Annotated in this window: 2 tRNA genes and 3 rRNA genes; all 5 read right to left on the bottom strand. The window is 51.5% G+C overall.

The features are described 5' to 3' along the window. Window positions 1-54 precede the first annotated feature (54 nt). Window positions 55-171, bottom strand: a 5S ribosomal RNA gene (gene rrf / locus ACJ2PR_RS34820). 135 nt (window positions 172-306) lie between these two features. Continuing rightward, window positions 307-3,190, bottom strand: a 23S ribosomal RNA gene (locus ACJ2PR_RS34815). Window positions 3,191-3,428: 238 nt separating this feature from the next. Beyond that, window positions 3,429-3,501: transfer RNA gene (locus ACJ2PR_RS34810), tRNA-Ala, on the bottom strand. Window positions 3,502-3,513: 12 nt separating this feature from the next. After that, a tRNA-Ile gene (locus ACJ2PR_RS34805) sits at window positions 3,514-3,590 on the bottom strand. Between the two features lie 164 nt (window positions 3,591-3,754). Continuing rightward, window positions 3,755-5,246, bottom strand: a 16S ribosomal RNA gene (locus ACJ2PR_RS34800). The 16S, 23S and 5S rRNA genes sit together here with 2 tRNA genes alongside, the layout of an rRNA operon. Between the last annotated feature and the right edge of the window lie 281 nt (window positions 5,247-5,527).

Genomic DNA, 5,527 nt, shown 5'->3' with positions numbered 1-5,527 from the left:
AAGCCTCATTCCAGGATTTAGAAAGAGGCTTTAGGCTTTTGGTTGAGATAGAGGTCCTGGCGATGAGCTATTTTTGCAGGAGGCTACCCTCCGACTATCTTCGCCGCTGCCGCGTTTCACACCTGAGTTCGAGATGGGTCAGGGTGGTGCCACGACGCTAGGAACACCAGGAAAGCTTGTAGTTAAGGCATTTTCAATTGATTCATCAGTTCGATGAATCAACTAAAGAGATAGAGCCATGAAGGCTGCATAGACACTTGTCATAATCAAACACTAGATGCCGGTTTAAGTTGATAGTTGATAGTTGAGGTCAAGCCCTCGGTCTATTAGTACTTCTCGACTGCACGCATTACTGCGCTTCCATCTAAAGCCTATCAACGGGTGGTCTACCCGTGACCTTACTGGGTTAACCCCATGAGAGCACTCATCTTGAGGTGGGCTTCCCACTTAGATGCTTTCAGCGGTTATCCGCTCCGCACATGGCTACCCTGCGTTTACCGTTGGCACGATAACAGGTACACCAGCGGTGCGTCCTTCCCGGTCCTCTCGTACTAAGGAAGGCTCCTCTCAATGCTCTTACGCCTGCACCGGATATGGACCGAACTGTCTCACGACGTTCTGAACCCAGCTCACGTACCGCTTTAATGGGCGAACAGCCCAACCCTTGGGACGTACTACCGCCCCAGGTTGCGATGAGCCGACATCGAGGTGCCAAACCTCCCCGTCGATGTGAACTCTTGGGGGAGATCAGCCTGTTATCCCTAGAGTAACTTTTATCCGTTTAGCGACGGCCTTTCCACGCAGCGCCGTCGGATCACTAAAGCCGACTTTCGTCCCTGTTTGACGTGTTTGTCTCACAGTCAAGCTCTCTTGTGCTTTTACACTCTACGGCTGATTTCCAACCAGCCTGAGAGAACCTTTGCGCGCCTCCGTTACCTTTTAGGAGGCGACCGCCCCAGTCAAACTGCCCACCTGATACTGTTCCTTCGCCGGTTAACGGCTGAGGGTTAGAATTCTAGCTTTGTTAGAGTGGTATCTCACCGTTGGCTCCATCGTCCCCACAAGGACAATCTCACAGCCTCCCACCTATCCTGCGCAAACAAAGCCCGAACCCAATACCAGGCTACAGTAAAGCTTCATAGGGTCTTTCTGTCCAGGTGCAGGTAGTCCGTATCTTCACAGACACTCCTATTTCGCCGAGCCTCTCTCCGAGACAGCGCCCAAATCGTTACGCCTTTCGTGCGGGTCGGAACTTACCCGACAAGGAATTTCGCTACCTTAGGACCGTTATAGTTACGGCCGCCGTTCACCGGGGCTTCAGTCGCCAGCTTCGGATTGCTCCTAACCAACTTCTTTAACCTTCCGGCACTGGGCAGGCGTCAGCCCCCATACTTCGTCTTACGACTTCGCGGAGACCTGTGTTTTTGGTAAACAGTCGCTTGGGCCTCTTCACTGCGACCACCTCTCGGTGGCACCCCTTCTCCCGAAGTTACGGGGCCATTTTGCCGAGTTCCTTAGAGAGAGTTATCTCGCGCCCTTGGGTATTCTCAACCTTCCCACCTGTGTCGGTTTAGGGTACAGGTAATTTTGGATTAACGTGGTTAGAGCTTTTCTAGGAAGCTTGACATCACACACTTCGAGTCCGTAGACTCTCGTACTCATGCCTCCGCTCAAGTCGTTTTCACCGACTCTCATCGCCTCGGACACTTAAACCCCTAACCAACATGGGGCTGTGTTAGCCTTCTCCGTCCCTCTGCACAATCCAAAATCAGTATCGGAATCTTAACCGATTGTCCATCGACTACGCTCTTCAGCCTCGCCTTAGGTCCTGACTCACCCTCCGTGGACGAGCCTTCCGGAGGAAACCTTGGGATTTCAGGGCATTGGATTCTCACCAATGTTTGCGCTACTCAAGCCGACATTCTCACTTCTGCTTCGTCCACACCTGCTTCCGCTGATGCTTCAAACTACAACAGAACGCTCCCCTACCGATACATCGATAGATATATCCCACAGCTTCGGTACATAACTTAGCCCCGTTCATTTTCGGCGCAGGAACGCTTGACCAGTGAGCTATTACGCACTCTTTTAAGGATGGCTGCTTCTAGGCAAACCTCCTGGTTGTCTTTGCATTCCCACCTCCTTTATCACTGAGTTATGATTTGGGGACCTTAGCTGGTGGTCTGGGCTGTTTCCCTCTTGACGATGAAGCTTATCCCCCACCGTCTCACTGGCAATGTGTGCACAAGGTATTCAGAGTTTGACTCGATTTGGTACCGCTCTCGCAGCCCGCACCGAATCAGTGCTTTACCCCCTTGCTATAATCATTGCCGCTGCGCCTCAACACATTTCGGGGAGAACCAGCTAGCTCCTGGTTCGATTGGCATTTCACCCCTAACCACAGGTCATCCGCTGATTTTTCAACATCAGTCGGTTCGGACCTCCACTTGGTGTTACCCAAGCTTCATCCTGCCCATGGTTAGATCACCAGGGTTCGGGTCTATAAATACAGATTAGCGCCCTTATCAGACTCGCTTTCGCTTTGACTTCGCCATTCTCGGCTTAATCTACCTGTACCTATAAGTCGCCGGCTCATTCTTCAACAGGCACACGGTCAGACGTTTAAATCGTCCTCCCATTGCTTGTAAGCTGATGGTTTCATGTTCTATTTCACTCCCCTTCCGGGGTTCTTTTCACCGTTCCCTCGCGGTACTGGTTCACTATCGGTCACACAGGAGTATTTAGCCTTACGAGGTGGTCCTCGCAGATTCACACGGGATTTCACGTGCCCCATGCTACTCGGGATGCAGCTAGTATCATTAAGCTTTCGACTACGGGACTTTCACCCCCTCTGGTGCAGCATTCCACTGCTTCGTCTAGCCGCTTGAGTCCATATCGCTGTCCCACGACCCCAAAGTGCATGCACTCTGGTTTAGGCTGTTTCCGTTTCGCTCGCCGCTACTTGGGAAATCACGTTTGTTTTCTCTTCCTTCAGCTACTAAGATGTTTCAATTCGCTGAGTTCGCTCTTTCCACCCTATGGATTCAGGTGGCAGTATATAGGGTTGCCCCATTCGGAAACCTCTGGATCAATGCTTGCTTCCAACTCCCCAGAGCATATCGTCGGTAACCACGTCCTTCTTCGCCTCTGTGTGCCTAGGTATCCACCATCAGCCCTTCTTAGCTTGACCACTTGTTTCTCAACAATTCGGTCAACTTCAACTAACTCTCAACATTGGTGTCTGTGATATTTGTCTCTGACATCTCATCCGTTATTCTCCAGTTCTTCCTGGAAAAACATTCCGAGAGTCAGCTACTTTCTACCTGACAAGTTTCTATGCAGTTTTCATGGTTCTAGCTGAGTCAGACCCAGCAGACTCTTTAGTGTGACCTAAATCAGTTGCTGGACTGTTTGACTGTCTTGGACAGTGGAGGTTAGCGGACTCGAACCGCTGACATCCTGCTTGCAAAGCAGGCGCTCTACCAACTGAGCTAAACCCCCCTTCGATAAGAATGGTGGGCCATCCTGGACTCGAACCAGGGACCTCACCCTTATCAGGGGTGCGCTCTAACCACCTGAGCTAATAGCCCATCTACCCAACCAAGCTCATAGTCTGGAAGTCAACACTTATTCTCGAACGACCTTGGGATGACCATCTCAAAACGTGTCAAGCAGTCATTCGCGATGAAGCTTTGGATTTCTCCTCACGCCTCACGCCTAACTCCTCACTATCTTGAGAGGGTAGGTCTCCCTAAAAGGAGGTGATCCAGCCACACCTTCCGGTACGGCTACCTTGTTACGACTTCACCCCAGTCATCAGCCCTGCCTTCGGCATCCTCCTCCGCGAACGGTTGGAGTAACGACTTCGGGCGTGGCCAACTTCCATGGTGTGACGGGCGGTGTGTACAAGGCCCGGGAACGTATTCACCGCAGTATGCTGACCTGCGATTACTAGCGATTCCGCCTTCATGCAGGCGAGTTGCAGCCTGCAATCTGAACTGAGCCACGGTTTATGAGATTTGCTTGTCCTCGCGAACTTGCGGCTCTTTGTCCGTAGCATTGTAGTACGTGTGTAGCCCAAGGCGTAAGGGGCATGCTGACTTGACGTCATCCCCACCTTCCTCCGGTTTGTCACCGGCAGTCTCTCTAAAGTGCCCAACTTAATGATGGCAACTAGAAACGAGGGTTGCGCTCGTTGCGGGACTTAACCCAACATCTCACGACACGAGCTGACGACAGCCATGCACCACCTGTGTTCGCGCTCCCGAAGGCACTCTTCCCTTTCAAGAAGATTCGCGACATGTCAAGCCTTGGTAAGGTTCTTCGCGTTGCATCGAATTAAACCACATACTCCACCGCTTGTGCGGGCCCCCGTCAATTCCTTTGAGTTTCACACTTGCGTGCGTACTCCCCAGGCGGACAACTTAACGCGTTGGCTACGGCACTGCCCGGGTCGATACGGGCAACACCTAGTTGTCATCGTTTACGGCTAGGACTACAGGGGTATCTAATCCCTTTCGCTCCCCTAGCTTTCGTCCATGAGTGTCAGTTCAGGCCCAGTCACGCGCTTTCGCCGCTGGTGTTCTTCCCAATCTCTACGCATTTCACCGCTACACTGGGAATTCCCGTGACCCCTACCAAACTCTAGTCTTGTAGTTTTCACTGCCTGTATCTAGTTAAGCTAGACGCTTTGACAGCAAACTTTCAAAACCACCTGCGGACGCTTTACGCCCAATAATTCCGGATAACGCTTGCATCCTCCGTATTACCGCGGCTGCTGGCACGGAGTTAGCCGATGCTGATTCATCAGGTACCGTCATTGTGTTCTTCCCTGATAAAAGAGGTTTACGACCCAAGAGCCTTCCTCCCTCACGCGGTATTGCTCCGTCAGGCTTTCGCCCATTGCGGAAAATTCCCCACTGCTGCCTCCCGTAGGAGTCTGGGCCGTGTCTCAGTCCCAGTGTGACTGGTCATCCTCTCAGACCAGTTACCGATCGTCGCCTAGGTAAACCATTACTCCACCTACTAGCTAATCGGACGCGAGCTCATCTTCAGGCTATAAATACTTTCACCCCGAAGGGCACATCGGGCTTTAGCAACCGTTTCCAGTTGTTGTTCCCGTCCTGAAGGCAGATTCTCACGCGTTACTCACCCGTCCGCCACTAAATCCGAAGATTCCGTTCGACTTGCATGTGTTAAGCATACCGCCAGCGTTCATCCTGAGCCAGGATCAAACTCTCCATGTTGTTGAGTTTCATTCGCTCATTCTTCGGTAAGCTCAAATTACTCTGAAACTTACCTCTCGTTGCGTTACCTTCCCTCAATCTCCTCAAGAACCTAGTTCTCTCGAAAATTGGGAAATCAATTTACTTTGACGAGGTTAAGTGCTATTCTGACTTCCAAACTATGCAGTTGTCTTGGTTCAGTGCCCCCAGAAGAACCGCCGCTTTCGCTTGGCTCCTCTCGACCGCTTGACTAATGTAGCGTGAACTTAAACCTACTGTCAAGAGATTCGCTGGAAAATGTT

This window comes from Phormidesmis sp. 146-33 (genome assembly GCF_052939515.1).
Note: the sequence above shows the minus strand (reverse complement) of the source record. Positions and strands in the feature narration are given on the sequence as shown.